The following is a 25,661-nucleotide window of genomic DNA, read 5'->3' on the forward strand; positions in this document are numbered from 1 at the left end:
GACGCCTCCGCGCCACGCTCCCCCACGGGCGCCGGCCCGCGCGCCAGACACGCCCTACGGCCTCCGGGGCGGCTGCCGGAGCAGCACTCCCGCCCGCTTCACCGCGCGGGCGGTGATGGTGGTCTCGGCGCGGGCGACGCCGAGCGGGCCGAGGGCGTCGGTGAGGAACCGGTACAGCTCGCCGTGGTCCGGGCAGAACACCGTGGCCAGCAGGTTGGCCGGACCGCTGGTGGCGAACACCCCGTGCACCTGCGAGTGGCGGGCCAGCGCCGCCCCGACCTCGGCGATCCGGCCGGGCGGCACGTCCAGCCAGAGGTTGGCGTCCACGGCCATGCCGAGCAGCCGCGGGTCCACGGTGGCGTGGGTGCGCAGCAGCCCCGCCCCGTCGAGCCGGTGCAGCCGGCGGCGCACCGTGGACTCGGGCGCGCCGACGGCCGCGGCCAGCACGGCGTGGGACTGCCGGGCGTCCTCGCCCAGCCGCTCCAGCAGCGCGCGGTCGAGGCCGTCCAGCGGCGGGGGTGCGGCGGGGCGCGGGACGGCGGGCCGGGCGAGCGCCGCGGCCTCCTCCTCGGTCAGGTGCCCGGCCCGCCACTGCCCGGCGTCGGAGAAGGCGTGCAGCACCGCGTGGGTGGTGGTCTCGGTGACGGCGCCGGTCGCGGGCAGCTGCCCGTACAGCAGCCGGTCGCGGGAACCGGCGTCGGTGAGCATCACGGCGCCGACCTCGTGGCCGCCGAGCATCACGTCGACGAACGGGACGTCGGGGCGGTCGGCGAGGGCCCGCGCGATGGCGTCCACCCGGCCGCTCAGCACCCGGACCCGCAGCAGCAGCGCACCCACGGCCGCGTCCTCGACGTCCGGCAGCCGGACCACCCGCAGCACCCCGGCCTGCCGCAGCCGGCCCAGCCGGCGGGTGACCGTCCGCGCGGACACGCCCAGGACCTCGGCGATCCGGCCGGGCTCGGCCCGTCCGTCCACCTGGAGGGCGCACACCAGGCGGCGGTCGAGGACGTCCAGCACGCTGTCCGGATCGGCGGTGGAGAGGTCCATGGTGTCCGATCTCCGTCACTCTCGGCGGCTTCTGCGTCCTGTTCGGCAGCCCTGACGGTACTCCTTGTCCCGGGCGGCCGGAGCACACCGGCCCCGAGCCCCGGCCGGAAGCCCCGGTGCGGGAGCTCCGGTGGGGCGCATCGGTCCGGGAGCTCCGGTCGGGCGCTTCGGCCCGGGGGCTCCGGTGGGGCGCGTCCGCCCGGGGTGAGCAATCGAGGAGGAGGGAGTCACCGTGACGAACGAGCTGTGGACGCTGGCGGAGGGTGTGGAGGCCGCGGTGCGGGAGGTCGGTGCGGGGCTGGCGGCACGCCGGTCCGCCGACCCGGTCACCGCCCGGACCGCCGAGGAGGCGGCGGCCCGCTTCGCCGAACTGGACGGCCCGGCCGCCGCCGTACTGCGGGAGCGGCTGACGGCTCTGCACCCGCAGGCCGGCTGGGTGCCCGAGGAGCTGGACGGGTCGGTACCCGCCGAGGGCGAGTGGTGGCTGTGCGACGCGACCGACGGCGCGGTGCAGTACCTGCTCGGGCAGCCGCACTGGGCGGTGACCGCCACGCTGGTGCGGGACGGCGCGGCGGTGCTGGCCGTGGTGCACGCCCCGGAACAGGACGGCCGCACCTACCGGGCGGTGCTCGGCGGCGGCGCCGAGCTGGACGGACGGCCGATCGCGCCCCTGGAACGGGAGTTGGCCGTCACCGTCGCCGCCACCAGCCAGCCGCCCCGGGTGGCCGCCGACCCGGTGGCGCTGCGCCGGGCGGGCGAGTCGCTGTCCGCGATGGCGGGTGCCGTCCTGGCGGTGCGCAACCTCGGCCCCACCGCGCTCCAGGTGGCCCAGGTCGGCTCCGGCCACCTGGCACTGTTCTGGGAGTACGGCCTCGACGCGGGCAACCTGCTGCCCGGCGCGCTGATCGCGCGCGAGGCGGGCGCCGCGGTGACGGACGCCGCCGGGTCGGCCTGGACGACCGGCTCCGACGGCTTCCTCGCCGCCGCGCCCGGGCTGCACGCCCGGGCGCTGGAACTGCTGCGGACGGTGCGGTGATCAGTCCTCGGACTTGATGCCGAAGAGGGCGGCCGCGTTGTCGTGGCAGACCGCCCGCAGCCACTCCTCCCCCAGCCCCAGCCCGGCCAGTGCCTCCAGCTGGTGCACGTACCGGTACGGGATGTTGGGGAAGTCGCTGCCGAGCAGGACGCGCTCCCGGAGCCCGCGCAGGCGCGGCAGCTCCCCGCGCGGGAACGGGACGTCGGCCTCGGCGAAGTCGGTGAACGCGATGGTGGTGTCCAGCCGGACGGCCGGGTGGCGCTCGGCCAGGTCGAGGAAGCCGCGGTACTCGGGCATCCCGAGGTGGGCGACCACCAGGACCAGAGCCGGGTGCCGCTCCAGCACCGCGCCGATCGGACCGGGGCCGGTGAACCTGCCCGGCACCGGCCCGGACCCGCAGTGGGTGACCACGGGGGTTCCGGTCTCGGCGAGCAACCCCCAGACCTCGTCCAGCAGCGGATCCGCCGGATCGTAGCCGCCGACCTGGAGGTGCGCCTTGAACACCCGGGCACCGTCCTCGATCGCCCGGGCCACGTAGCCGGGCGCCCCGGGCTCGGGGAAGAAGGTCGCGGTGTGCAGGCACTCCGGGGTGCGGGCGGCGAATTCGGCGGCCCAGGCGTTCAGCCAGCCGGCCATGCCGGGCTTGTGCGGGTAGAGCATGGACGTGAACGCCCGGACGCCGAAGTCCCGCAGCCGGCGGACCCGTTCTTCCTCAGCCTCGCGGTAGGTGATCGGCCAGGGCCGGTTCACCAGCGGGCCGGCCGCGTCGAAGTACGCCCACACCTTGTCGAGGACGTTCTTCGGCATGAAGTGGGTGTGCACGTCGATCAGCCCGGGCAGGCCGAGCTCCTGCCAGAACCGCCGTACGCCGTCCGCTTCCTGACCGCCCTCCCGGTCCTGGTCGTTCTCCTGCCCCTGGTCGCTCGCCCGGTCCTGATCGTTCTCCTGACCCTGGTCGCTCGCCCGGCCCTGGTCGCTCGCCCGCTCCTGACCGCTCACACGATCACCGGGCGGGCACGGTCGATGATCGCCGCGGTGTCGACCCCGGCCGGCAGGGTGCCGAAGGCCGCGCCGTGGTCGCCGCCCAGCCGGCTCGCGCAGAACGCGTCGGCCACCGCCGGGCTGCCGAACCGGACCAGCAGCGAGCCCTGGAAGGCCAGCGCCATCGACTCGACCAGCCGGCGGGTGCGGTACTCCAGGTCGCCCAGGTCGGTCAGCTCCTTGCGCAGCGCGGCGACGGCCGCGTCCAGCCGGCGGTCCGCGCCCGCGGCGGCGTCGAGTTCGCCCAGGAACGCCTCGACGCTCTCCGGACTCCTGGCCATGGCACGCAGCGCGTCCAGGGCGGCGACGTTGCCGGAGCCCTCCCAGATCGACACCAGCGGCGCCTCCCGGTAGAGCCGGGGCATCCCGGACTCCTCGACGTAGCCGTTGCCGCCCAGGCACTCCAGCGCCTCGGCGGAGTGCGCCGGACCGCGCTTGCACACCCAGTACTTGGCCACCGCCAGGCCCAGCCGCCGGACCAGCGCCTCGTTCCCGTCCCCGGCGAGGGTCAGGTCGGTGGCCCGGGCGAGCCGCATGGCCGTGATCGTGGCCGCCTCGGACTCCACCACCAGGTCGGCGAGCACGTTGCGCATCAGCGGCTGGTCGACCAGCGCCTTGCCGAACGCCCGCCGGTGCAGGGCGTGGTGGACCGCCCGGGTGGCGCCGTAGCGCATGCCGGAGGCGGCACCGATGGTGCAGTCCAGCCGGGTCATGTTGACCATCTCGATGATGGTCGGAACGCCCCGGCCCTCCTCGCCGACCAGCAGGCCGACCGCGCCGTCGTACTCCAGTTCGGCCGAGGCGTTGGACTTGTTGCCGAGCTTGTCCTTGAGCCGCATCAGCTGGAGGCGGTTGCGGCTGCCGTCCGGCAGGACGCGCGGCAGCACGAAGCAGCTGAGGCCGCCCGGAGCCTGGGCGAGGGTCAGGAAGAGGTCGGACATCGGCGCCGAGGTGAACCACTTGTGGCCGGTGAGCCGGTAGGTGCCGTCGGCGTGCGGGACGGCGGTGGTGGTGTTGGTGCGGACGTCCGAGCCGCCCTGCTTCTCCGTCATCGACATGCCGGCGATCAGCCCGCGCTTGGTGCGCGGCTCGCGCAGCCCGAAGTCGTACTCCCGCGCGGCCAGCAGCGGCTCCAGCTCGGCGGCCAGCGCCGGGTTGGCGCGCAGCGCCGGGACGGCGGCGTAGGTCATCGAGACCGGGCAGGTGTGGCCGGCCTCGACCTGGCCCCAGACGAAGAACCTGGCGGCACGGGCGGAGTGGGCACCGGGGCGATCGTCGCGCCAGGGCGCGGCGTGCAGGCCGTACGAGACGGCGGTGCGCATCAGCTCGTGCCAGGACGGGTGGAACTCGACCTCGTCGATGCGGTGGCCGAAGCGGTCGTGGGTGCGCAGCACCGGCGGGTTCTCGTTGGCCAGCCGGCCCCACTCGGCGGCCTGCTCGGAACCGGCCAGCCGGCCCAGCTCGCGCAGCTCGGGCTCGGCCCAGCCGGCGTCGGCCCGCCGGAGGGCGTCGAGCAGGGTGGGGTCGGCGGCGGTGTCGTGGCCGTACGGCAGGGGCACCTGGTTGGTGACCTCATGCGTCGCTGTCATCGCGTCCTCCCAGGGCACGCAGGGTGAAGGAGACCAGGGCGGGGACCACCGCGGTGCTGTCGCTCCTGGTGGCGCCGCTGGTGGTGCTGCTGCTTGTGGTGGTGCTGGTGCTGCTGCTGGTGGTGCTGGTGGCGCTGCTGCTGGTGGTGCCGTCGCCGCACTCGGGCCCGGCGGCGGCGACCGGTGCAACCGGTGCGGCCGCGAGGGGGCCGGCCAGAGCCTCGCCGACCGCGCCGACCAGGGCGGCGGCGGTGAGCACCGGATCCTGCTCGGGCAGTTCGCCGCTCGCCACGGCGGCGGCGATCTCGGTGGCGATCACGTCCCGGAACGCCCGCCGGAAGACCAGGCGCTCCTCGTCCACGACCGCGTCGGCCGGCTCGACCAGCAGCGCGTACGCCAGCCGGGGCGCGCGCAGGGCACGGGCTGCGAAGGTCTCGACCACGGCGGCGATCCGCTGCCGTGGGGTGTCCCGGAGGGCGACGGCGGCGTTGACCGCGTCGATCTCGTGCGTGACCACCCGGCGGAAGAGCTGCACCGACAGCTCGGCCTTGCCGGAGAAGTGCTGGTAGAGGCTGCCGGTGGCGATCCCGGCGCGGTCGGCCACGGCGGCCATCGTGCAGCCGCCGTAGCCGCGCTCGGCGAGCAGGCCGACCGCCGACTGGAGCACCGCTTCCCGCTGGGCGTCCAGGCGGGCTTGTACGGCGGGGGTGCGTCGGTAGGCCATGGAAGCATTGAAGCACTGATTCACTGCTTCGGGGAGGGGGCCGGCCAGGCCGTTCCCGGCCCTGTGTCCCGGCCCTGTGTCCCGGCTCCGCGACCCGGCGCTTCCCGGGACGACGCGAGGAGGCCGCCCCCCTGGTAAGCGGGGGCGGCCTCCTCCTCGTGCTTCGTGGCGCGGCCTACTGCGCGCGAGCGCTACAGCGGGCGGCGCTCCTGCTCCAGCCGCTGGCCCTCGACGTCGAGCGGGCCGAACTCCGCGCCCGCCTGCGGCGACTTGGCGAGCGAACGGGCGGCGTTGGGGTCACCCAGGCCCGCCCACTCCAGCACCTTGGCGGTGGCCTCCGCCGACTGCGCGGCCGGCAGCTGCTCGATCTTCGAACCGTGGTTGCCACCGGGGACGGTGTAGACGTAGCTGTCCTCGCTGCCCCGGCCGAGACGGAACGGCTTGGCACCCCACGGGTCGTTGCCGCCGTAGACGTACATGATCCGCTCGCCCTCGCGCTTCACCCAGCGGTCGATGTCGGGCATCGCGTTCGGGTTGAAGACGGTCGGGATCTCCTTCGGCACGTAGCTGCGGACCGAGTAGAGCTCCTTGTAGTCGTAGTGCAGCACGCCCTTGAGGTGCGAGACGTCGAAGAACGGCGCACCCAGCTCGGTCGCGGCCTGGTAGTAGTACGCGGTGTACTTCGCCAGCGACTGGTCGCTGTTGCCGGTGATGCCGGACTGCGAGTCGAACCAGGCGTACAGCTCGTCGTCGGTCGCGGTGGCGGCCACCGGGACCTTGACGCAGTCGGCCTCCAGGCTGTACTGCCAGAACGCCCAGACCACGTCCAGCACGCCGGCCTCGTACGCACGGTCCGGGGTGCCGAGGGTGTTGAAGGTGGACCCGGCCGCCGTGTTGTCGGCGACGAAGCGGGCCTCCAGACGGTCGCGGCGCACCAGCAGCTCACGCTGGGCGGCGTTCAGCCTGGCCCGGCACTCGGGGGTGCCGACGGTCCGGAAGAACTCGCTGTACGCCGCGTAGTCGTTGACGTTCGTGTTGTTCGGCGCGACGTAGGCGATCGTGCCGGCCACGTCGTCCGGGTAGAAGCGGCGGTAGAAGGTGGAGGACATGCCGCCCTTGCTGGCGCCGGTGGACAGCCACTCCTCCTGGTAGATCCGCTTGAGCGCGGTCACCAGCCGGTGCGAGTCCGCGGCGCCCTGGCGGATGCCGGCCTTGGACCAGTCCGCCGGGTTCGGGCGGGAGGGGGTGAAGAACCGGTACTCGATGGACACCTGGTTGCCGTCCACCAGCCGGGTCGGCTCGGTGCGGGACGGGTTGGTGCCCAGGGTGTAGCCGTTGGTGTAGAAGACGGTCGGGCGGTCGTAGCCGCGGTGCAGCAGGCTGAAGCGCTGCTGGAAGGTGCCCAGCCAGGGGCGGTTGTGGTCGATCGGCTGGGTGTACGTGGCGATGAAGTAGCGGTGACCGGTGGTCGTCGGCTTCTCCTCGGTGATGGTCACCCCGGGGATCGCCGCCAGACGGTCCTTGATGTCGGCGGTCGGGTCGTCGGCGGGGCTCCGGCCGTGGCGGGACCCGTTGCCCTGGCCGTCCTGCGCCCCCTGGGCACCCTGCGCGCCCTGGCCGTCGGCGGCGGACGCCGGACTCGCCAGGGCGCCGAACGCGAGCAGCGGTATCAGCAGGGCCGACACCATCAGCCTTCTCACGGTGGTGGTCATCAACTCTCCATCTGTTCAACTGACATGAATGCCGCCTGCCGGTGCGGCCGTGCGGCGCGGGTCGTGCGGGTCGTGCAGGTTGTGCTGGTTGTGCGGATAGTGCAGGTGGTGCGGTGGCCGACCGATGGACGGCCGAATGGGCCACCCGCCGTTCGCGGATGGCCCATCGGGGGAAATGTGCTGGTCAGCGGGGTTGTCCTGGCTGCCTACGGGCGGGGCAGGGTGCAGCCGGGGAGGGTGAGGTCGAAGCGGTTGCCGGCGGCGAAGCAGGCCGGGATCCCGTAGGTCTCCTGGGCGTAGCCGATGCCAGGACGGACCGTCACGGCACCGTTCTGGTCGACCTCACAGGGGTTGTCCAGGGTGCAGGTCTCGCCGCTCTCGTTGATCGTGTTGTTGACGGCGACCACCTGGCCGGTCGAGGCGTCGACCACCGGCGAGCCGGAGGTGCCGCCGATCACGTTGCAGGTGGAGGTGTAGCGGACCGAGTCCTTGAAGGTCCAGTCGGCTTCCTTCAGTCGGTAGGCGAAGCCGTCGACCGAGCAGGAGTAGATCTTCTTCCAGTAGCCGGAGACAACCCGGATCGAGGTGCCCTGGACCGGGTGTGTGGCCGCGAGGGTCAACGGGGCTATCCCGTACCGGGACTGGATCGACGCGTAGGTGGTGTTCAGCTGGTAGATCGACACGTCGGTGTCGGTCATCGCGCCGTAGACGATCTTGGTGGCACGCAGTGTGGCCGCGCTGCCGCCGCTCGCGTTGAGCAGGGTGAAGCTCCGGCTGGAGGACCGGTTGAGGACGACCTGGCCCGGACCGGGCATACCGGTCTCCAGGCAGTGGCCGTTGGAGAGCACGAGGGCCGGGTCGCTCGCGGCCGAGCCGGGCATCCGCACCAGCGAGCCGGAGCAGTTGCTGAGCGCGACCGTCCCGGCGAAGGTGACGGCGGCGACAGGCTTCGCGGCGGGCTTGGCGGCCGTGGCTGCGGCCTGAGCCGGAACGGCTCCAACAAAGGCGGTGGCCCCGGCGACCAGGAGTGTGGCAACCGTGCCTATGAGCGGCTTCTTCATGAGAGACCTCTCGGTGTGGGGGGTCCACGGGTGGGGGTCCACCAAAGCTGGCGCGGACATGACCCACTGTCAAGAGTCAAAGCAACACCAAGAACCTCCCAAGACGCATTGGCCGGTTACCGCCGCCACTCGGCACGCGGTCCGGGGGTGCGGACAGGGGGTGCGGACCCGGGGTGCGGACCCGGGGTGCGGACCGGCAAGCGATCCGGGACACAGGCCGGCCGGGCCGGAACGCCGCCGGATTCACAACCCCACCGCGGGCCGGCCACGCGCCGGCCACGCGTCCCCGCCGGCCGGTCAACTGCCGCGCCCGTACGGTCAACCCGCCCGCCAGTGCTCCCGGCCGAGGCTGATCAGGCGCAGCTGGAAGCGCGCGGTGGCGGCGATCCGCGGCTCCCGCGCCGGGTCCGTCTCCAGCGCCTCCAGGAAGGCGGCGGCCGTGGAGACCATGTGGTCGACGTACAGCTCGGCGAGCATCCGCAGGTCCCGCTCGCTCCACCCCCGTGACTCCGGCTGCAGCGCCAGGGCGGCTCCCACCTCGGCGGCGAAGCGGCCGAGTTCGGCATCGATCGCCTCCCGCACCTGCCGGACCCCGCCGTGCCGCTCACGCGCCAGGAAGCGGACGTGCCCCCGGTGCTCGCGGACGTGTCGTTCGATCACGTCCACCGCACGGTCGATCAGCTCCTCGGCGCCACCGGCCTCGGCGAGCACCGCACGGATCATGATGTGCAGGCTGGCCAACGACTCCTCGACCAGTGCCACCCCGAGGGCCGCGAGGTCCGGGAAGTGCCGGTAGAAGGCGGCCGGGGAGAGCCCCGCCTCGCGGGTGACCTCGCGAACACCCAGGCTCGCCAGGTTCTGATCGGCCAACAGATGCAGTCCGGCGTCCAGCAAGGCCCGCCGACTCTGCTGCTTCTGGGCCTGCCTGGCCCCAACGGTGTGACTCACGCCATTCAGTAAACAATCGTTTGCTGAACTTGGCCAGCCGAGCGTACAGTGGGGCCGAAGTCAGTGAACACTTGTCAACCGAAATCGGCGCAGTCCCAGCCGCAGCCGAAGGAGCCAGCCGTGATCCTGCTCTCCGCCCTGGTCGCCATGGGTGTCCTGATCGGCACCGCCGCCCACACCTCGCTCCCGGTCTTCCTCGCCGCCTCCGCCGGCATCACCGCCTGGCTGCTCGCCTTCGGCGCCCGCGAGGGCATCGCCCGCCTCCGGCACCGCTGACCCGGCCGCTCCGCGGAGCGCACCCGCGGCCACTCCACAGAGAGGACCCGCACCACCATGAGCACCGCCACCGACCACCCGGCCGCCTCGCTTCCGGCCACCGTCCGGCGGATCGTCAGCCGCCCGGCGAGCCTCGGCCGGGCGACCGACCGTCAGGCGGACATCCGCCGGACGACCGACCGTCAGGGACCCGGCCGCCAGGGAGCCGACCGTCAGGGAACCGCCGAGGCAGACGGCCTCGCCATCGCCTCCTTCCTCCTCGGCCTGCCTGGCCTGCTGCTGTTCAACATCGTCCTCGGACCGATCGCCATCACCCTGGCCACCCTGGCGTTGGTCCGCGGCACCAGCCGGCGCGGCCGCGCCCTCCTGGGTCTGGCCCTCGGCATCGCCTCACTGGCGATCCTCGCCGTCACCCTCGTCACCTCCCACGGGGTGCTCATCGACATCGGCTCCTGAATCCGGCCCAACTCCCCTTCCGTTCTTGGCTCCTGCACTCGCCCCTCGCTGCTCTCCGTTCCCGATCCACCCTTCGCCCTTGATGCGCCCGGCAATTCACCCAGCGATTCACCCGGCGATGCGCCCGGCGATGCGCCGGCGGTTCTCCGTGGCGGCTCACTCGGCGGATCCCGACTGCCGGAGCGACTGTTCGAACGACTGATCCCGTCAACCCGCCCCGTTCCTCCGGCCCGCCCCGTAGGGTGGGCCCCATCGGCCGGACGACCTCAGGGGGCAGGAGTGACTACCGAGAACCGCAGCGACACGCAGCCGGAACGACCCACCCCAACGGGTGGACGGCTGCTCGCCGTAAGCGATCTGCACATCTCCTACCAGGAGAACCGCGACCTGGTGGAGAAGCTCCAGCCCTCCCACCCCGGCGACTGGCTGCTCGTCGCCGGTGACGTCGCCGAGCTCACCACCAGCATCGAGTGGGCCCTCGGCCTGCTCGCCGAGCGCTTCGCCCGCGTGGTGTGGGTGCCCGGCAACCACGAGCTGTGGACCCACCCCGAGGACCCGGTCCAGCTGCGCGGGGTGGCCCGCTACGAGCACCTGGTGGAACGCTGCCGCCGGCTCGGTGTGGTGACCCCCGAGGACCCGTACCCGGTCTGGGAGGGCCCCGGCGGTCCGGTCCGCATCGTCCCGCTCTTCCTCCTCTACGACTACACCTTCCGTGCGCCGGGCACGACCACCAAGGAGGCCTCCCTGGCGGCCGCCTACGAGACCGGCGTCGTCTGCGCGGACGAGCGGATGCTCTACCCGGACCCGTTCCCGGACCGCGACTCCTGGTGCCGCGAGCGCGTCCGGCTGACCGAGAAGCGGCTGGCGGCCTGCGACCCGGACGTCCCGCTGGTCTTCGTCAACCACTACCCGCTGGTCCGCCAGCCCACCGATGTCCTCTGGTACCCCGAGTTCGCCCAGTGGTGCGGGACCGAGCTGACCGCCGACTGGCACACCCGGTTCAACACCGCGGCGATGATCTACGGCCACCTCCACATCCCGCGCCGGACCACCTACGACGGCGTCCCGTTCACGGAGGTCTCGCTCGGCTACCCGCGCGAGTGGCGCAAGCGCGGACTGCCGAACCCCCTGCTGCGGGAGGTTTTCCCGCAGACGGCGGACTGAGCATCCGGCTCAGCCGCTCCCACCTCCTTCTCCACCGCCTCCACCGCCCCTGCTCTGCCGTCTCCCGTTCCAGCGCCTCTCCTACTCCGTCGCGATCGCCCGCAGGATGTCCAGCCGCGCCGCCCGGCCCGCCGGGCGGAGTCCGGCGACCGCGCCCGCCAGCAGCCCGGCCACCAGGACCACGGCCAGCTGGAGGGGCGGTATCGCGAACGATCCCGTCCCGGCGCTGTCCGAGGCCCGCACCAGGGCCCAGCCGAGGAAAGCTCCGAGTCCCAGACCGCCGACCGTCCCGAAGGCCGCCACCAGCACCGACTCCCAGCGCACCATGCCGCGCAGCTGGGCGCTGCTCTGACCGACCGCCCGCAGCAGCCCCAGCTCCCTGGTCCGCTCGTGCACCGCCAGCGTCAGGGTGTTGGTGATGCCCAGCAGCGCGATCAGCACTGCCAGCGCCAGCAGCGCGTAGACCACCGAGAGCATCGTGTCGACGCCGGAGGCCGCGCTCTTGGCGTACTCGGCGCGGTCCTGCACCTGCGGGCTGCCGTACGGGACCAGCGCCCGTTCCACCGCCGCCTTGCCCGCGGCGGCCGGCACGCCGTCGCGCAGCCCGACCGCGACCATGGTGTCCGCGTCCTGCCCCCGGTGCGGAGCCCAGGCCTGCCGGGTCATCAGGTAGTCCCCGGCCAGGCTGCCGCCCTCGTACAGAGCACGGATCGTGAACGGACCGCTCGCACCGTCGGTGAAGCCCACGGTGACGGACTGTCCGAGCCGCCAGCCGCGCTGCTGCGCCTCGCTGCGGGAGACCGCCAGCCCGTCCGTGCCGAGCGCGGCCAGCGAGCCGTCGACCCGGCCGAGGTCCACGATCCCGGACAGCCGGGCCGGGTCGGTCACGTCCAGCGTCCGGCCGTGCCCGTCGATCCGGGCCACGCCGCGGCCGAGCCCGACCGTCTGCCGCACCTCGGGCAGGTCGGCCAGGGCGTCCGCCACCTTGGGGCTGATCCCGCTGCCGCCGGCCCCGAACGAGGCGGTGGTGACGGCGAGATCGCCCGCGAAGGACCTGCTCACCGTGGAGTCCAGGGTCGCCTTGATCGAGGCGCCGAAGACGGTGAACAGCGTGACCACCGCGACCCCGATCATCAGGGCGCTCGCGGTGGCCGCCGTCCGGCGCGGGTTGCGGGCCGCGTTGCGCCGGGCGAGCACCCCGGAGACCCCGCGCAGCCTGGGCAGCGGCGCGCCCAGCGTCCGCACCGCGAGGGCCGCGGCGACCGGGCCGAGCACCACCGTGCCGGCCAGTACCGCCAGGGCCCCGACGGCCGTCAGCACCACGGACGGGCCGTCCGTCGCTCCGAGGACGGCCACCGGCACTCCCCCGGTCAGCAACAGGCCGCCGAGCACCACCCGGACGGCGCCCGAGCGCCCTTGCGCCGCCCGGTCGACCCCGGTCTCCCGCAGGGCCGCGAGCGGAGCCGTCCGCCCGGCCCGGACGGCCGGCAGCAGCGCGGAGCCCACCGCGACCAGCGTGCCGACCAGCAGCGGCAGCAGGACGGCGGCCGTGCCGATCACCATGCCGCCGGTCGGCAGGGCGAAGCCGAGTGCGGAGAAGAGCGCCTTGAGCCCGGCGGCCACCCCGATCCCGCCCAGCAGCCCGCCCAGCGAGGCCAGCAGGCCGACCGTCAGCGCCTCCGCCAGGGTCGCCCCGAGCACCTGGCCGCGCACCGCCCCGAGTGCCCGCAGCAGCGCGTTCTCCCTGGTCCGCTGGGCGACCACGATGGCGAAGGTGTTGTGGATGGTGAACGTCGCCACCAGCAGTGCGATCCCGGCGAAGACCAGCAGCAGCGTGGTGAACATGGTCAGGAACCGCCCGGACACCAGTTGGGTGGACTCCTGGGTGGCCGCCGCGCCGGTGATCGCCTGGACGCCCGCGGGCAGGTGCGGGGTGATCCGGTCGACCAGCTCCCGCTGGGAGATCCCGCCCGCGGCGCGGACCTGGATCGAGCCGGCCTGGCCCTCGCCCTTGGGCGTGAGGTACCGCTCGGCGTCCGCGAAGGTCATCGCGGTGAAGGTGCTCGGCCCCATGCCGTCCGCGTCCGCCCCGAAGGTGGCGATGCCGACGACGGTGACCGGCACCGGATCGGGGGTGCGCAGCACGGTGGTCGAGCCGACGCGCAGCCCGCCCGACTTCGCCGCGCCCCGGTTCACCACTACCTCGCCCGGGGCGGCCGGCGCCCGGCCCTCGGCCAGCCGGTACGGATTGAGCCGGCCGTCGACCAGCCAGTTGCCCGCCAGGGTGGGCGGGCCCTGACCGCCGATCGGCTTGCCGTTGCTCCCGATGAGCTGGCCCGCGCCCTGGACGGACGGCTCCGCGGCCGCCACCCCCGGCACGGTGCGCAGCCGGTCGGCGAGCGTCACCGCCACAGGCGCCCGCACCCCGCCGACCGTGCCCGCCGAGTCCAGCACGTCGGCGCTGCGGACCACGACGTCGGTGCCGGCGTTGGCGTCGGCGAAGAGGGTGTCGAAGTTGGCCCGCAGGGTGTCGCCGAGCACCATCGTGCCGGTCAGGAAGCTCACCCCGAGCACGATGGACAGGAGGGTGCCGGCCAGCCGCCGTTTGTGGGCGCGCAGCGAGCGCAGGCTGAGCCGGAGGGGAACGGCGTTCACGACCGCCCCCGTTCGAAGGCCTTCATCCGGTCCAGCACCAGGGCGGAGGTGGGCTGCCGCATCCGGTCCACCAGCCGTCCGTCGGCGAGGAAGAGCGCCTCGTCGGCCCAGCCGGCGGCCGTCGGGTCGTGGGTGACCATGACCACGGCCCGGCCCATCTCGTCCACCGCCCGCCGCAGCAGGCCGAGCACCTCGCCGCCGCTGCGGGAGTCGAGGTTGCCCGTCGGCTCGTCGGCGAAGACCACCCGGGGCCGCCCGGCCAGCGCCCGGGCCACCGCGACCCGCTGCTGCTGGCCGCCGGAGAGCTCGCTCGGACGGTGCCGCAGCCGGTCGCCGAGTCCGACCACGTCGACCAGCGTCTCCAGCCAGGCCTGGTCGGGGGCGGCCCCGGCCAGGTCGAGCGGGAGGGTGATGTTCTCCAGGACGGTGAGCGTGGGCACCAGGTTGAAGGCCTGGAACACGAAGCCGATCCGCTCCCGACGCAGCAGCGTGAGCCGCCGGTCGTTGAGCGGGCCGAGTTCGGTGTCGCCGATCCAGGCGCTGCCGGCGGTGAGCCTGTCCAGCCCGGCCGCGCAGTGCATCAGGGTGGACTTGCCCGAGCCGGACGGGCCCATGATCGCGGTGAACCGCCCGGCCGGGAACTCCACCGTCACGTGGTCCAGCGCGCGGACCTCGGTGCCGCCGACTCCGTAGACCTTCACGGCGTCGGCGACCCGGGCGGCGGTGCCCCGTACGACGTCCAGGGTGGTCACCTGGCGCCACCTCCCTTGGCGTCGTCCCGCGGCGACTCGCTGAGCACGGCCCGCTTGGCGCGGTACTCCTCGGCGTCGATGTCCCCCTCCGCGTAGCGCCGGCCCAGGACGGCCAGCGGATGCTCCGCCGCGACTCCGGCTCCGGCTCCAACCCCGTAGCCGTACCCGAATCCGCAGCCGTGCCGCCGCCAGACCGTGCGGCGCAGCACCGCGATCACCAGGACCACCACGGCGATCCAGATCAATGGGACTAGCAGGATCCATGGGCCGGGGCCGTGCCAGTCGGCCAGCTGGGTGTACATGGTGGTTCAACTCCTCGGTGGTGGGCCTCCAGGACCTCGGACGGTTCCCGAGGTGACTGGAGCGTCCCGCACCGAGCTCTCATCACGCGTCCTACCAGCAGCGGCAGTTGGGATACTCCCGGGAGAGTAGGAACCGCCCGCGACACGCGGGGCCGGAAGCAGCCGCGCGACGGCGACGCCTCCGGCGCACCCGCCCCGTGGACGCAACCGCCCACGGACCAACCACCCGCGGACCGCAACCGCCAGGAGCCGCTCAGCCCAGCCAGCCCGGCCGCACCAGCCCCGACTCGTAGGCCAGCACCACCAGTTGCGCCCGGTCCCGCACGCCGAGCTTCACCATCGCCCGGCTGACGTGCGTCTTCGCCGTCAGCGGGCTGACCACCAGCCGCCGGGCGATCTCCTCGTTGGAGAGCCCCATCCCGACCAGGGCCAGCACCTCGCGCTCCCGCTCGGTCAGCATCGAGATGTCCGAGAGCCCCTCCGGCACGGCCTCGGGCGCCTTCGAGCGGGCGGCGAACTCGCCGATCAGCCGCCTTGTGACGCCCGGCGAGAGCAGCGCGTCCCCCGCGACGGCGACCCGGATCGCCCGCAGCAGTTCGGCCGGCTCGGTGTCCTTGACCAGGAAGCCCGCGGCCCCCGAGCGCAGCGCCTCGAACACGTACTCGTCCAGCTCGAAGGTGGTCAGCACGACCACCCGCACGGGGGACAGCGCCGGGTCCTCGGCGATCCTCCTGGTCGCCTCCAGCCCGTCCATCCGCGGCATCCGGATGTCCATCAGCACGACGTCCGGCACGAGTTCACGGGCGAGCCGCAGCGCGGCCTCGCCGTCGTCCGCCTCGCCGACCACCGTCAGGTCGTCCTGGAGGTCCAGCAGGGCCCGGAAGCCCGCCCTGACCAGCAGCTGGTCATCCGCCAGCAGTACCCGAATCAATCGCTCTCCGCCTTCGGTGTCGGCAGCTCCGCCCGGACCCGGAAGCCGCCGTCGGGCAGCGGCCCCGCGGCGATGGTGCCACCGAACGCCGCCGCGCGTTCCCGCATCCCGACCAGCCCGCTGCCCGACCCGCCCGCGTCCGCGAGCACCGCGGGCCCCGGGTCCTCCACCCGGACCACCAGCACGGCCGGGTCCGTCCAGTCCAGCACCACGACCGCCTGGCGGGCCGCCGAGTGCCGGACCACGTTGGTGAGCGCCTCCTGGACGATCCGGAAGGCGGTGAGGTCGACGGCGGCGGACAGCGCGCGCCGCTCGCCGCGCTCCTGCACCTCCGCCGCCAGGCCCACCCGGTCCGCCTGCTCGGTGAGTTCGTCCAGCCGGTCCAGCCCCGGGGCCGGCCCGCGCGGCGCCGCCCCGGGCCCGCGCAGCGTCGCGAGCACCTGGCGGACCTCGCCGAGCGCCTCCTTGCTGGTCGACTTGATGGTGACCAGCGCGCCGCGGGCCTCCTCCGGCCGACGGTCGAGCAGCGCCAGCGCGACCCCGGCCTGGATGCTGATCAGCGACAGGCTGTGCGCCAGGATGTCGTGCAGCTCCCGGGCCATCCTGAGCCGCTCCTCGTTGGCCCGGCGCTCCTCCAGCTGCTGCCGGTAGGCCCGGTGGGCGGCGATCCGCTCACGCCGGAACCGGACCAGCTCGCCCCCCGCCATCACCAGCAGCAGCCAGGCCAGCAGCCCCAGCTCCTGCAGCCAGACGCTGCCGGACGGCGGGGCCGCGCGCTGCCAGCTCTGCGGCAGGACGAAGGTGCCGAGCAGGTGCACCAGGTAGACGCCCCCCGCGCCGGCCCAGGCCGCCCGGCGGTGGCCGGAGCCGATCGCCACGCAGCAGGCGATCAGCCAGCTCACGAAGGCCGGCCCGTACGGGTATCCGGCGGCCAGGTACCCGGCGGTGACCACCGAGGTGCCGGCGACCACCGCGACCGGCCGGCGTTCGCGCAGCACCAGCAGCGCCGGCCCGAGCAGCAGCAGGAGGTAGCCGAAGGCGTCCAGCGGGGCCCGCCCGTGCTGGTTGTGCCCGGCGAAGGTCGAGCCGACCACCTGGAGCACCGCGACCGCCGCCGCCGTCCCGAGCGGGTAGCCCGCCTTGGCCGCGCGCACCCACGGCGGGCGCCACGGCTCGGGCGGCTCCTCCGGCGGCTGCGCCGGTGGCCGCTCCGCCGAAGGCGGCTCGGCCGGCGGGGACATGGGCGGCATCATGCCCACAAGCTAGACCCGCGACGCGTCCCCGCGCGTCCTCCACCAGTGGCGTTCGGGCGTACTCCCGCTGGAGTACGCCCGCCCCCGGTCGTCCTCAGTCCCCCGCAGCAGCCGAGCCGGCCCGGGCCTTCGCCTCCGCCTCCGCCTCCTCGAAGGTCGCCGACGCCTCCGGCCGCGCCAGCGTCACCACCAGCTCCCCGTCGCTCACGTCCGCGATCAGCGTGTCCCCCTCCCGCACCGAACCGTCCAGCAGCAGGTTGGAGATCCGGTTGTCCAGCTCCGACTGGATCGTCCGGCGCAGCGGCCGGGCCCCGAACTCCGGCTGGTAGCCCCGGTTGACCAGGTACTCCTTGGCCGTCCCGGTGACGTCCAGCTCGACGTCCTGGGCCCGCAGCCGGCGCCGGCTGCGGTCCAGCAGCAGGTCCACCACCGAGAGCAGGTCCTTCCGGGTGAGCGCGTGAAAGACGATCACCTCGTCGATCCGGTTGAGGAACTCCGGCCGGAACTGCTGCCTCAGGTCGCGCATCAGGTCGTCACGGATCTCGTCCACGTTGCCCGCGTGGTCGAGGATCCGCTGGGAGCCGATGTTGCTGGTCATGATCACCACAGTGTTGCGGAAGTCGACCGTACGCCCCTGGGAGTCGGTCAGCCGCCCGTCGTCCAACACCTGGAGCAGCAGGTTGAAGACGTCCGGGTGCGCCTTCTCCACCTCGTCGAAGAGCAGCACGCTGTACGGCTTGCGGCGCACCGCCTCGGTCAGCTGCCCGGCCTCCTCGTAACCGACGTACCCGGGCGGGGAGCCGACCAGCCGGGAGACGGTGTGCTTCTCCTGGAACTCGCTCATGTCGAAGCGGATCATCCGGTCCGGGTCGCCGAACAGCAGCGCCGCCAGCGCCTTCGCCAGCTCGGTCTTGCCGACGCCGGTCGGCCCGAGGAAGAGGAAGGAACCGGTAGGACGGTCCGGGTCGCCCATCCCGGCCCGGCCGCGGCGCACCGCCTGGGCGACCGCCGTGACCGCCTCGTCCTGGCCGATCACCTTCTCGTGCAGGTGCTCCTCCAGCTTGAGCAGCCGCTCCTTCTCGGTCGCGTTCAACTCCGCGACGGGGATGCCGGTCCGGGAGGAGAGCACCTGCGCGATGTCGTCGGCGGTCACGTCGACGACCTCCTCGCGGGACTCGGCCATCGCCGCCAGCTCGTCCTCGGTCTGCCGCAGCTCGGTCTTCAGGTTGGCGGCCCGGACGAACTCCTCGTCCGCGACGGCCTCGTCCAGCTCCCGCTTCAACTTGGTGATCCGGTCCTGCACCCCGGTCGCCTCGGTCGACCCGCTCAGGCTGCGCAGCCGGACCCGCGCGCCGGCCTGGTCCAACAGGTCGATCGCCTTGTCCGGCAGGAAACGGTCGCTGACGTACCGGTCGGAGAGCGTCGCCGCCGCGTCCAGCGCCTCGTCGGTGAACCGCACCTGGTGGTGCGCCTCGTACGCGTCGCGCAGCCCGTGGAGGATCTCGACGGTCTCCTCGACGCTCGGCTCGGGCACCAGCACCGGCTGGAAGCGGCGCTCCAGCGCGGCGTCCTTCTCCACGTGCTTGCGGTACTCGTCCAGCGTGGTCGCGCCGACCACGCTCAACTCACCGCGCGCGAGCGCCGGTTTGAGGATGTTGCCGGCGTCCATCGAACCCTCGCCACCGCCGCCGGCGCCGACCACGGTGTGCAGCTCGTCCAGGAACAGGATCACGCTCTTCTCGGCCGCGGTGACCTCGTCGATCACGTTCTTCAGCCGCTCCTCGAACTCGCCCCGGTACTTGGAACCGGCCACCAGCGCGGTCAGGTCGAGGGTGACCACCCGCTTCTCCCTGAGGCTCTGCGGCACGTCCCCGGAGACGATCCGCTGGGCCAGTCCCTCGACGATCGCCGTCTTGCCGACGCCCGGCTCACCGATCAGCACCGGATTGTTCTTGGTCCGCCGGGAGAGGATCTCGACGGTCTGCTCGATCTCCTCGGCCCGCCCCACCACCGGGTCCAACCGGCCCGAACGCGCCTCCTCGGTGAGGTCGCGCCCGTACTCGTCCAGCGTCGGCGTCTCGCTCGGGCGGGCACCCGTACTGCTGCGCTCGCCGCCGGTGCCGCGCCCCTCCAGCACCGACTTCAGCGCCTCCTGCGAGGGCGCCGCGTTGCGCAGCGCCACCCCCGCCCCCGAGCGCTCCTGGTCGAGCAGCGCGCCGAGGATGTGCTCCGGGCCGATGTACGAGGCGCCCACCGCCTGCGACTGGGCGTGCGCGGCGAGCAGCGCGCGCTTGGCCGAGGGGGTGAGCGCCGGCCGGCCGTCCACCGCCTCGGGATCGCCTGCGGGCAGGGCGTGCTCCAGGTCCCCGGAGAGCCGGTCCGGATCGATACCGGCCCGTTCCAGCATCCGGCGCGAGGGTTCCACCCGGGTGGCCGCCCAGGCCAGGTGCGCGGTGTCGAGGTCACTGGAGCCGTCCTCGGCCGCCCGCCGCGCGGCCAGCGCGAGCAGCTCCTGCGAGGACTCGCTGAGCAACCGTCCGATCGGCACCCGCTGCACGGCGGGCGGGGAAGCCAGCGGGCTCATCCCGAAGAACCGGCTGAGCAGATCGGAGAACGGATCGTTCGATCCGAACGGGGGCACGGTCACGGCGTTTCACCTCTCCCAAGCGGTTTGCAGCCACACAAACACAGGCCGCGACACCTCGCCTGTCGAGCCGGACGGCGCCGTCACCCGGCGTGCCCGGGCCTCGCCGCCGGCGGGACGGGCGGGCAGACATGCGGGCATGCGGGCGGACGTGTGGGCCCGCCGCAGAACCGTTCACGGGGCCGGGAACTCGCGTTCACCCGGTGACCCGATCCAGCAGCACACCGCCGCTGTACGTCACCCCCATCGCCAGCAGCCCGCCCACGACGTTGCGCATGATCGCCCGCCCCGGGCCGGCCCCGCCCAACCGGGCACTCGTCCAGCCCGACACGGTCAGCGCGACCGCCACCGCCACCACCGTCACCAGCAGCCGCCACGACTCCGGCGGCAGCAGCACCGCCAGCAGCGGCACCAGCGCGCCCAGCGTGAACGCCGCCGCGCTCGCCAGCGCCGCCTCCCAGGGGTTGGTCAACACGTCCGGGTCGATGCCCAGTTCGGTCTGCGCGTGGGCCGCCAGCGCGTCCCGCTCGGTCAGCGCCGTCGCCACCTCCCGGGCCAGTCCGTCCTCCAGCCCGCTGCCCCGGTAGTAGTCGGTCAGCTCGTCGAGCTCCCCCTCCGGATCCTCCGCGAGCTCCCGCCGCTCCTGCGCCAACGCGGCCCGCTCGGTGTCCCGCTGGGTACTGACCGAGACGTACTCGCCCGCCGCCATCGACATCGCCCCCGCCAGCAGCCCGGCCACCCCGGCCGCGAGCAGCGCCGTCCGGGAACCCTCCGCGCCCGCCACACCGGTCACGAGGCCGGCCGTCGACACCACGCCGTCATTGGCCCCCAGCACGGCCGCGCGCAGCCAGTTCAGGCGCGAGGAAAGCTCCGCCCGCGACTCCCCGACCTGCTCAGCCATCCGCCACCGCTCTCAGGGGTCCGCCCGGTCCCCCCGATCCTCGCTCGCCACCCCCACCCCCGCCACCCGCGGCCGCACCACCCGCTGGCCCAGCACCGGCGCCAGCGCCCGCCGCAGGTCCTCCGGTCCCCGGTAGCGCACCCCGGTCATGCCCAGCGCCACCGCCGCATCCACGTTCTCCTGCCGGTCGTCCACGAACAGGCACCGCTCCGGCACCACCCCGGCCCGCCCGGCGGCGATTTCGTAGATCCGCCGGTCCGGCTTGGCGCTGCCCACCCGGGAGCTGTTCACCACGGCGTCCGCCAGGTCCGTCAGCCCCAGCAGCGCCAGATCCTCGTCCAGCCACGCCGTCGCATTGGTCACCAGCACCACCCGGCAGTGCTCCCGCACCCGCCGCAACAACCCCACCACCACCTCGTCCGCCCGGAACGGCGAGTTCGCGAACGCCTCCGCCAGCCCACGCGCCTGCACGCCCGTCACCCGCCCGGCCAGCCCCCGCGCGATCGAGTCCACCCACTCCGCCTTCCCGATCCGCCCGAGCAACAACGGCAGGTCGTTCTCCGGCGCGAACCCGACCTCCGCCGTACTCCCCTCACCCACCCCCGCCGCCCGCTCCAACGCCGCCACCTCGGCCCCGTCGAAGAACCGAATCACCCCGTCCACATCGCACAGCACCGCATCGAACGCCCTGGTCAACATCCCCCCTCCCTACCACCCCGGCCCACCACCGCCACCCGGCAACCCCCACCCCCGACCGGCGAAGGGCCCAGGCCCGGCGCACCGCCAGGACCCGGAAACGGCCGAGGGCCGGTCCAGGAGGTGATACCTCCCGAACCGGCCCTCGTGGTGGTGGGCCAGAACGGTTTCGAACCCCGACGTCTGCTTTGTAAACCTGGCGTGCGCCACCCGCCCCGATCTGCACCCCACCCGACCTGCCAGCTCTCCGACCACCGCGCCGAGCACCGCGCCTGGGTCCTGGAAGTCCTCGGCGACACCGCCGACCGGTCCGAGCCCAACCGTGTGTCTGGGAGCTCGTCCGTCCCGGTGCCCCCAGCAGGTCACCCCTCGCCATCCGACTCCTACGCGCCGTCGCCGAACGGGCCCGCTGGCGACAGCCCTGGACGAAGCCTTGCCCCGTGCCGAAGGGCCCAGCTTCTCGGCAACCGCCCTGCGACGTGCGGAAGCGGCCAGCCCTCACGGTCACCGAGGTGGTCGTCACCACCGACGCGATCAGTCCGCGCTGGCGGGCCCTGGCGCTGCTGACCGTGTTCACGACGCTCCGCTTCGGCGAACTGGCTACGCTCCCCTGACGGGACATCGAACTGGCGAACCGGCTCGTCCGGGTGCAGCGCAACCAGGCGGAACTCAACCGCGGTCGGCTCAACGGCACGGCGCCGAAGAGCCGTGCGGGCGTCCGCCCCATCGCTTTCCTGCCGGGATCGTGGGCGAAAAAAGGAACACCACCTCGACCGATTCGCCGACCCTGCTCGGACGGCACACCTCATCGGGCCCCGCCTCGGCAAGCTCCGCCGAAGAAGCCTTCGGGACGACTGGATCAAGGCCCGCACTGCTGCTGAGGTGAGCGAGGATGCCCACTTCCACGACCTCTGCGCACCGGAAACACCCTCGCCTCGCAGAACGGGGCCGACACCCGGGAGCTCAGGACCAGGACGGGCCACAGCAGCACCGGGGCCGCGCAGATCTACCGGCACATGACCGGCTGCACTACTCATTGCCAGGACCGGCGATTACCCCGGTGACCTCATGTGATCACGCTCGCGAGAGACTTCGATTCGCACATACGTACTGCAAGCTCAGCAGAACGGAGCCTGATCACGTGCCCGCGTCCGCCATACCCTCGCCCCAGACCGAACAACCTGCCGCTACGTTCGCGGATCTGTCCGGGGTCGACCTCCATCTTGATGCGTTCTACCCCGGCGGCACGAGGGGCAACAGCTCAGATGACCCGATCAACAGGCTCGTCCCGGGGGTCGGCAATCAGGGCGGCTTCAGGCCCGCCGGCTCGCCACAGGAACAGTCCGTACGCCTTGCAGTCCTCTACACGACCGGGCGGCAGCCTGACTGGCCAGATGCTCTCGACCCTCAGACTGGCGGCTTCACCTACTTCGGCGACAACCGGACCCCCGGCCACGAGATGCACAAAACTCCCCGCCGCGGGAACCTCCTGCTGCGCGATGTCTTCGGTGCGTCGCACGAGGGGCCTGACGCCCGCCACCGAATACCTCCGTTCCTGCTCTTCGAGAAGGCTGGCGCCACCGGCCGCGGCGTCCGGTTCCGCGGCCTGCTCGCACCCGGCGGCCCTGCCCTGACCTCGGACGATGAGCTGGCCGCAATCTGGCGCACCACCAACGGCCGACGGTTCCAGAACTACCGGGCGCGTTTCACCGTGCTCGACCAGGCTGTGATCCCCCGTACCTGGATTGAGCATGTACTGAACGGCGGTGACGCCCTGGAAGGCGGCTGCCCAGAGGCTTGGCGGACATGGGTTGAGACCCGTTCCTACATGGCACTCGCAGCTCCCTCCACAACCGTCATCCGCAGCCAGGCAGAGCAGCTGCCGCCCGACCTGGAGTCCCAGGAGATCTTGGCTGCTGTGCGGGAGCACTTCCGCGGCCGGGAACACGACTTCGAGCCGTGCGCTGTGGAGCTGTGGCGCCTGCTCGCGCCGGCGACCGGGCAGGTTGAGGTGACCCGCCGGAGCCGCGACGGGGGCCGGGATGCGGTCGGCCAGTACCATCTGGGCCCTCCCGCGGACCGGATCGCCATCGACTTCGCACTTGAAGCCAAGTGCAAGTCGCCGGATCAGTCGGTCGGGGTCAAGGAGGGGAGTCGATTGATCTCCCGGCTCCGGCATCGGAACTTCGGGGTCCTCGTCACGACATCGTTCTTCAACCGGCAGATGCAGGAGGAGATCCGTGACGATCAGCACCCGGTGATTCTTATCTGTGGCCGTGACATCGTCGACCTGCTTCGGCAGCACGGCTACACGTCCAAGGCTGCTGTCGACTCCTGGCTGGCTCAGCGCTTCCCTGCACCGGGGGTATCTGGCACGCGGGTGGCACGGGACGAGTAGGAGCCCGGGAACGATACAAGGGCCAGTTCGGGAGGATCAAGCCTCCGAACTGGCCCTTCGTGTGGGTGGGCGCGGACGGTTTCGAACCGCCGACATCTGCTTTGTAAGAGCAGCGCTCTACCACTGAGCTACGCGCCCCCTGCCGTATGCCCGGTGGGCGTACGACGAGTGCCTAGGGTACCTGGTCCCGGGAGGTGGTGTGGGCCGGGTGTGCGGTGGGGTGGCGGGCGGGTGGGGGTGCGGCGGGGTGCGGGGCCGTGAGGTGGATGGGGTGGGAGGGGGTGCCGGGCCGGTGGGGGGATCGGGGAGAATGGAGGCCGGATCAGCGGGTCGGAGCAGGGAGCGCGCAGTGACGGTGGCCGGCGGGAGCGGGCGGGGGCGGCGTCGGGCGGGGAGTGCGCTGGCCGACGCGTTGGTGTTGCCGGTGGTGCTGGCGGGTGCGCTGGGGGCGGTCGGGCTGGCCTCGGCCGGGACCGGCGGCTGGTGGGGCCGGCGCGGCGGAGGTGAGGGCGGACGAGCACAGGCCCGGGAGGCCCGGGCGGCGGCCCAGGAGGCGTTCTACGAGCTGGAGGAGACCCAGCGCGAGGTGCAGCTCGCGGTGGAGACGGTCCGCGCGGCGGAGGAGAGCCAGGCGGCGCAGCGCGCGCTGGCCGACCTGGCGGCGATCTCCGGCCGGGTCGACCAGGTCACCGTGAACTACCTCGCCGCGCTCGACGCCCACAACCTGGACAGCGAGACCCTGGACGCGGGCACGGCCGCGCAGGCCAAGCGCCAGTTGGAGGACGTGAAGGGCCAGCTGGGCTCGGCCCGGGCGGAGCTGAACGACTTCCTGCGCCGCCTGCAGCCGACCGTCCAGCACGCCGAGCAGCAGCTGATGCGGGTCACCCCGGCGGTCGAGCAGGCCAAGCGCGCGCTGCTCGCGGCCACCACCGCGCTGGACGAGGCGCGCGGCGCCGGCCTGCGGGCGGACGACCTGGCGGCCCGGCTGGCCGAGCTGGCGCCCGAGCTCGGCCGGCTGAACGAGGGCCCGGCCCGGCACGGGGTCGCGGACACCCTGCGGCGCGCGGACGACGTGAAGCACCGCGCCGAGGCGATCGCCGCCGACGCCGGGCAGTTGCCGGAGCGGGCGCGGGAGATCGACCGGCGGGTGGCGAGCCTGCGGACCCGCATCCAGGCGCTGGAGACCAAGGCCACGACGGTCGAGCCCGCTCTGAGCGAGCTGCGCCGCCGGTTCAGCACCGCCTGCTGGCAGGACCTCCAGCGGGTGTCGGACCAGGTCGCGGAGACCGGCCGCGCCGCCGAGCGCAAGCTCGCCGAGGCCGCCCGGGCGCGGGACGAGCAGCGCTGGGCGGACGCCACCGCCGCGATCGGGACGGTCCGCGCGCTGCTGGAGACCGCCGACGGCTCGGTGTCCGCGGTGAACGACCGGCTGCGGCAGCTGAACGAGGTGCAGCACGACCCCAACCGGGAGATCGAGCGTGCCCGCTTCGCGATCCGGGACGCGCAGCGGCTGGCGATGGCCGGGCGCAGCGCGCCGGACCCGCGGCACGCCGCCCCGCTGGACGAGGCGGTGGCCCGGCTGGACCGCGCGGTGGCCGCGCTGGAGGCGGCGGGCCGGCACCCCGACTACTGGCACTTCCTGACCGAGCTCGCGGGCGTGCGGGACACGGCGGCGCGGGTGATCGAGCTGATCCGCGGGGACCTCGGCGGTCACCGGTAGGACGACCGGCAACGCCAGTAGGACCAGTAGGACCAGTAGGACCAGTGGCGCCGATAGCACCGACGGCTCCGGCGGCGCCGGAACAGGGCTCCCGGCAGCCACCCCCGCTGGGTACGCTGCCGGTATGCCACGCTACGACTTCCGCTGCCGCTCCTGCGGCGCCACCTTCGAGCTCCGCCGCCCGATGGCCCAGGCCAACGACCCCGCCGTCTGCCCGCAGGGCCACGAGGACACCGTGAAGCTGCTGTCCACCGTCGCCGTCACGGGTGGCGCGGCCGCCGCCCAGCAGGCCCCCGCCGCCGGGGGCGGGGGCGGTTGCTGCGGGGGCGGTTGCTGCGGCTGACCTGGGCCGGTC

The 25,661-nt window shown here is 73.3% G+C and carries 23 protein-coding genes and 1 tRNA gene; 8 read left to right on the forward strand and 16 right to left on the reverse strand.

All coding sequences use genetic code 11. The annotated features are described in order from the left end of the window. Nucleotides 1-54: 54 nt before the first annotated feature. Nucleotides 55-1,047, reverse strand: a complete 993-nt coding sequence (locus ACFVVA_RS15150; RefSeq protein ID WP_387689585.1) for an Lrp/AsnC family transcriptional regulator — start codon at nt 1,045-1,047, stop codon at nt 55-57. 232 nt (nt 1,048-1,279) lie between these two features. On the opposite strand from ACFVVA_RS15150, the gene ACFVVA_RS15155 reads away from it, so the two are divergent. Next, complete coding sequence (locus tag ACFVVA_RS15155; protein ID WP_359907219.1) at nt 1,280-2,083, forward strand: inositol monophosphatase family protein; 804 nt, start codon at nt 1,280-1,282, stop codon at nt 2,081-2,083. Here ACFVVA_RS15155 and ACFVVA_RS15160 read toward each other — a convergent pair whose 3' ends face one another. From ACFVVA_RS15160 to ACFVVA_RS15185, 6 genes are all read right to left on the reverse strand, one after another. Then, nucleotides 2,084-2,923 carry an amidohydrolase family protein gene (locus ACFVVA_RS15160; RefSeq protein WP_387689666.1) on the reverse strand — a complete coding sequence of 280 codons (840 nt, stop codon included), beginning with the start codon at nt 2,921-2,923 and terminating at the stop codon, nt 2,084-2,086. Between the two features lie 155 nt (nt 2,924-3,078). Next, nucleotides 3,079-4,713, reverse strand: a complete 1,635-nt coding sequence (locus tag ACFVVA_RS15165; protein ID WP_387689588.1) for an acyl-CoA dehydrogenase family protein — start codon at nt 4,711-4,713, stop codon at nt 3,079-3,081. After that, nucleotides 4,697-5,437, reverse strand: a complete 741-nt coding sequence (locus ACFVVA_RS15170) for a TetR/AcrR family transcriptional regulator (protein ID WP_387689591.1) — start codon at nt 5,435-5,437, stop codon at nt 4,697-4,699. The genes ACFVVA_RS15165 and ACFVVA_RS15170 overlap by 17 nt, the downstream gene beginning before the upstream one ends. Before the next feature lie 191 nt (nt 5,438-5,628). Then, nucleotides 5,629-7,149 carry a S28 family serine protease gene (locus tag ACFVVA_RS15175; protein WP_387689594.1) on the reverse strand — a complete coding sequence of 507 codons (1,521 nt, stop codon included), beginning with the start codon at nt 7,147-7,149 and terminating at the stop codon, nt 5,629-5,631. A 206-nt stretch (nt 7,150-7,355) separates the two neighbouring features. Beyond that, entirely contained in the window at nt 7,356-8,210 is an 855-nt protein-coding gene (locus ACFVVA_RS15180; RefSeq protein ID WP_380550460.1) for a serine protease, read from the reverse strand. A gap of 318 nt (nt 8,211-8,528) precedes the next feature. Beyond that, nucleotides 8,529-9,158: a TetR family transcriptional regulator gene (locus tag ACFVVA_RS15185; protein ID WP_387689597.1), complete on the reverse strand. Its 630-nt coding sequence runs from the start codon at nt 9,156-9,158 to the stop codon at nt 8,529-8,531. 120 nt (nt 9,159-9,278) lie between these two features. On the opposite strand from ACFVVA_RS15185, the gene ACFVVA_RS15190 reads away from it, so the two are divergent. From ACFVVA_RS15190 to ACFVVA_RS15200, 3 genes are all read left to right on the forward strand, one after another. Beyond that, a complete protein-coding gene (locus ACFVVA_RS15190; RefSeq protein WP_387689600.1) occupies nt 9,279-9,434 on the forward strand; it encodes a hypothetical protein in 156 nt (51 codons plus the stop codon). A 57-nt stretch (nt 9,435-9,491) separates the two neighbouring features. Further along, a complete protein-coding gene (locus ACFVVA_RS15195; protein WP_387689603.1) occupies nt 9,492-9,890 on the forward strand; it encodes a DUF4190 domain-containing protein in 399 nt (132 codons plus the stop codon). A gap of 279 nt (nt 9,891-10,169) precedes the next feature. Continuing rightward, nucleotides 10,170-11,054: a metallophosphoesterase gene (locus ACFVVA_RS15200; RefSeq protein ID WP_359907239.1), complete on the forward strand. Its 885-nt coding sequence runs from the start codon at nt 10,170-10,172 to the stop codon at nt 11,052-11,054. An 81-nt stretch (nt 11,055-11,135) separates the two neighbouring features. Here the strand turns inward: ACFVVA_RS15200 and ACFVVA_RS15205 are convergent, their stop codons facing one another. The 8 genes from ACFVVA_RS15205 to ACFVVA_RS15240 form a co-directional block, all read right to left on the reverse strand. Then, a complete protein-coding gene (locus ACFVVA_RS15205; protein WP_387689606.1) occupies nt 11,136-13,709 on the reverse strand; it encodes an ABC transporter permease in 2,574 nt (857 codons plus the stop codon). Then, nucleotides 13,706-14,461 (reverse strand): ABC transporter ATP-binding protein, encoded by a 756-nt coding sequence (locus ACFVVA_RS15210; protein WP_380550445.1) that lies wholly within the window; start codon nt 14,459-14,461, stop codon nt 13,706-13,708. The genes ACFVVA_RS15205 and ACFVVA_RS15210 overlap by 4 nt, the downstream gene beginning before the upstream one ends. Then, nucleotides 14,458-14,763, reverse strand: a complete 306-nt coding sequence (locus ACFVVA_RS15215; RefSeq protein ID WP_387689609.1) for an SHOCT domain-containing protein — start codon at nt 14,761-14,763, stop codon at nt 14,458-14,460. Before ACFVVA_RS15215 ends, ACFVVA_RS15210 begins: the two co-directional genes overlap by 4 nt. 253 nt (nt 14,764-15,016) lie before the next feature. Then, nucleotides 15,017-15,694 (reverse strand): response regulator transcription factor, encoded by a 678-nt coding sequence (locus tag ACFVVA_RS15220; RefSeq protein ID WP_359907250.1) that lies wholly within the window; start codon nt 15,692-15,694, stop codon nt 15,017-15,019. Then, nucleotides 15,691-16,935, reverse strand: a complete 1,245-nt coding sequence (locus tag ACFVVA_RS15225; RefSeq protein ID WP_387689612.1) for a sensor histidine kinase — start codon at nt 16,933-16,935, stop codon at nt 15,691-15,693. Before ACFVVA_RS15225 ends, ACFVVA_RS15220 begins: the two co-directional genes overlap by 4 nt. 106 nt (nt 16,936-17,041) lie before the next feature. Continuing rightward, nucleotides 17,042-19,594 carry an ATP-dependent Clp protease ATP-binding subunit gene (locus ACFVVA_RS15230; protein ID WP_387689614.1) on the reverse strand — a complete coding sequence of 851 codons (2,553 nt, stop codon included), beginning with the start codon at nt 19,592-19,594 and terminating at the stop codon, nt 17,042-17,044. 193 nt (nt 19,595-19,787) lie between these two features. Further along, nucleotides 19,788-20,492 carry a VIT family protein gene (locus ACFVVA_RS15235; protein ID WP_387689615.1) on the reverse strand — a complete coding sequence of 235 codons (705 nt, stop codon included), beginning with the start codon at nt 20,490-20,492 and terminating at the stop codon, nt 19,788-19,790. Between the two features lie 12 nt (nt 20,493-20,504). Beyond that, entirely contained in the window at nt 20,505-21,191 is a 687-nt protein-coding gene (locus ACFVVA_RS15240) for an HAD family hydrolase (RefSeq protein WP_387689617.1), read from the reverse strand. A 476-nt stretch (nt 21,192-21,667) separates the two neighbouring features. On the opposite strand from ACFVVA_RS15240, the gene ACFVVA_RS15245 reads away from it, so the two are divergent. Both ACFVVA_RS15245 and ACFVVA_RS15250 read left to right on the forward strand, forming a co-directional pair. Then, nucleotides 21,668-21,802 carry a hypothetical protein gene (locus tag ACFVVA_RS15245; protein WP_387689619.1) on the forward strand — a complete coding sequence of 45 codons (135 nt, stop codon included), beginning with the start codon at nt 21,668-21,670 and terminating at the stop codon, nt 21,800-21,802. A gap of 527 nt (nt 21,803-22,329) precedes the next feature. Continuing rightward, nucleotides 22,330-23,586, forward strand: coding sequence for a restriction endonuclease (locus tag ACFVVA_RS15250; protein ID WP_387689621.1), 1,257 nt, complete (start codon nt 22,330-22,332; stop codon nt 23,584-23,586). A 66-nt stretch (nt 23,587-23,652) separates the two neighbouring features. Here the strand turns inward: ACFVVA_RS15250 and ACFVVA_RS15255 are convergent. Further along, nucleotides 23,653-23,724: transfer RNA gene (locus tag ACFVVA_RS15255), tRNA-Val, on the reverse strand. 172 nt (nt 23,725-23,896) lie between these two features. On the opposite strand from ACFVVA_RS15255, the gene ACFVVA_RS15260 reads away from it, so the two are divergent. Together ACFVVA_RS15260 and ACFVVA_RS15265 are read left to right on the forward strand one after the other, a co-directional pair. Further along, entirely contained in the window at nt 23,897-25,306 is a 1,410-nt protein-coding gene (locus ACFVVA_RS15260) for a hypothetical protein (protein ID WP_387689623.1), read from the forward strand. Between the two features lie 124 nt (nt 25,307-25,430). Next, nucleotides 25,431-25,649 carry a zinc ribbon domain-containing protein gene (locus tag ACFVVA_RS15265; protein ID WP_359914456.1) on the forward strand — a complete coding sequence of 73 codons (219 nt, stop codon included), beginning with the start codon at nt 25,431-25,433 and terminating at the stop codon, nt 25,647-25,649. The last annotated feature ends 12 nt before the right edge of the window (nt 25,650-25,661 follow it).

The organism is Kitasatospora sp. NPDC058048, from assembly GCF_042885555.1.
Taxonomy (GTDB): domain Bacteria; phylum Actinomycetota; class Actinomycetes; order Streptomycetales; family Streptomycetaceae; genus Kitasatospora; species Kitasatospora lactacystinica.

Excerpts from the sequence above, each read along its gene's own strand:
- ACFVVA_RS15235 (WP_387689615.1), bottom strand. The coding sequence starts at position 20,492 with ATGGCTGAGCAGGTCGGGGAGTCGCGGGCGGAGCTTTCCTCGCGCCTG.
- ACFVVA_RS15150 (WP_387689585.1), bottom strand. The coding sequence starts at position 1,047 with ATGGACCTCTCCACCGCCGATCCGGACAGCGTGCTGGACGTCCTCGAC.
- ACFVVA_RS15225 (WP_387689612.1), bottom strand. The coding sequence starts at position 16,935 with ATGTCCCCGCCGGCCGAGCCGCCTTCGGCGGAGCGGCCACCGGCGCAG.
- ACFVVA_RS15180 (WP_380550460.1), bottom strand. The coding sequence starts at position 8,210 with ATGAAGAAGCCGCTCATAGGCACGGTTGCCACACTCCTGGTCGCCGGG.
- ACFVVA_RS15240 (WP_387689617.1), bottom strand. The coding sequence starts at position 21,191 with ATGTTGACCAGGGCGTTCGATGCGGTGCTGTGCGATGTGGACGGGGTG.
- ACFVVA_RS15170 (WP_387689591.1), bottom strand. The coding sequence starts at position 5,437 with ATGGCCTACCGACGCACCCCCGCCGTACAAGCCCGCCTGGACGCCCAG.
- ACFVVA_RS15175 (WP_387689594.1), bottom strand. The coding sequence starts at position 7,149 with ATGACCACCACCGTGAGAAGGCTGATGGTGTCGGCCCTGCTGATACCG.
- ACFVVA_RS15195 (WP_387689603.1), top strand. The coding sequence starts at position 9,492 with ATGAGCACCGCCACCGACCACCCGGCCGCCTCGCTTCCGGCCACCGTC.
- ACFVVA_RS15260 (WP_387689623.1), top strand. The coding sequence starts at position 23,897 with ATGGAGGCCGGATCAGCGGGTCGGAGCAGGGAGCGCGCAGTGACGGTG.
- ACFVVA_RS15265 (WP_359914456.1), top strand. The coding sequence starts at position 25,431 with ATGCCACGCTACGACTTCCGCTGCCGCTCCTGCGGCGCCACCTTCGAG.
- ACFVVA_RS15215 (WP_387689609.1), bottom strand. The coding sequence starts at position 14,763 with ATGTACACCCAGCTGGCCGACTGGCACGGCCCCGGCCCATGGATCCTG.
- ACFVVA_RS15165 (WP_387689588.1), bottom strand. The coding sequence starts at position 4,713 with ATGACAGCGACGCATGAGGTCACCAACCAGGTGCCCCTGCCGTACGGC.